Here is a 1,547-nt window from a genome sequence, read left to right as displayed (position 1 = left end):
ACCTAATGGGTCTTACTGGATCGTCTACGGTGTGGCAGGTTCAGTACTGGTAGCGGTCGCTGGGATAGCACTCGTTTGACCCGGAGCATCCGGCATGTGGTGACTCCTAAAGTCAGATCGTGCGCCCGGCGAACGTGAGAGAGATCCGATCGCTGATGAGATGTCGTGTTCCCGGGACCGCGCGGTCTAGGGACAACACTGGACCATTAGGTCGCCGAGGTTCTCCCTCTGCTACTGAAACCGGTTGATTACCAACGGGACAGGAGTTCTGGTCATGCTGTACGTGGGAGACGACTGGGCAGAGGATCATCATGATGTGGAGATCGTCGATGGCACCGGACGACGGCTAGCTCGTGAACGATTGCCTGAGGGGACTGTCGGGCTGAGCCGTCTGCATGAGCTTGTCGCCGAGAACCTTGATGACGAAGCTGCTGATCAGTCCAGCGGCGATCTATGCGCCGGGACGGTCGTGGTCGGGATCGAGACAGACCGCGGTGCATGGGTGAACGCGCTGCTGGCTTCAGGCTATGCGGTGTACTCACTCAATCCGATGTCGGTGGCGCGGTACCGAGAACGCCACAGCACCTCTGGTGCCAAGTCCGATGCTGCCGATGCTCATGTGTTGGCCGAGATCGTGCGCCTTGACCGTGCCCATCACCGGCAGATCGCTGGTGATTCGGACGAGGTCACCGCATTGAAGGTGGTCACACGCATGCACCAGAGTCTGATCTGGGACCGTACGCGGGCACTGCTGCGGCTGCGGTCGGCACTACGGGAGTTCTTCCCCGCAGCTCTTGCCGCCTACCCGGATCTGACCACACCGCACGTGCTCGACCTGCTCGTGCGGGCTCCCGACCCCCAACGCGCGGCCGCGTTGAGTCCGGCGCAGGTCCGTGCCGCGTTGAAGCGGGCACGCCGGCGGGGCGACCTGACCGCCAGAGCTGCAGCAATCTGCGAGACACTGCGAGCGCCGGCGCTGCGATTGCCCGCAGCAGTGGAGAAGGCCTACGCATCGGTCGTGGTCTCGCAAGCCAAAGTGCTGGAGTTGCTGGAGGTTCAGATCACTGAGCTCGAGCAGGTGGTGAGCGAGGGTTTTGGCCGACACCCGGCCGCTGCGATTGTTAGCAGTGTCCCGGGGCTCGGACCGATACTGGGCGCGCGGGTCCTCGCCGAGTTCGGTGATGACCCCCAGCGTTATCGCAATGCCAAGGCGCGCAAGAACTATGCGGGTACCTCACCGATCACCAGGGCCTCAGGTAAGCAGCGCGTCGTGCTGGCCCGCTATGCCCGGAACAAACGACTCGCTGACGCCTGCCACCAATGGGCGTTCTGCGCGACGAACGCCTCGCCAGGCGCTCGGGCGTACTACGACACACTCAGAGCCCGCAAAGTCGGACATCACGCCGCCCTGCGTCAACTCGGCAATCGACTCGTCGGGATCCTCCACGGATGCTTGGCCCACGCGACTGTCTACGACGAGGAAACTGCCTGGCCCCCAACGACCCAAACCGCTGCCGCTTGACAGAGATACCGCATGGGATGTCTGA

Annotated in this window: 1 protein-coding gene; it reads left to right on the top strand. The window is 63.0% G+C overall.

The features are described from left to right. Positions 1 to 274: 274 nt before the first annotated feature. Positions 275 to 1,522, top strand: coding sequence for an IS110 family transposase (locus ACWETB_RS23840; RefSeq protein ID WP_452214066.1), 1,248 nt, complete (start codon positions 275 to 277; stop codon positions 1,520 to 1,522). Positions 1,523 to 1,547 lie beyond the last annotated feature (25 nt).

It is taken from the genome of Gordonia sp. NPDC003950 (genome assembly GCF_053605205.1).
The sequence above is the reverse complement of the archived record's forward strand: the minus strand, read 5'-3'. Positions and strand labels throughout refer to the sequence as shown.

What these genes read in the sequence shown, in the direction of transcription:
- ACWETB_RS23840 (WP_452214066.1), top strand. Translation starts at nt 275, where the DNA reads ATGCTGTACGTGGGAGACGACTGGGCAGAGGATCATCATGATGTGGAG.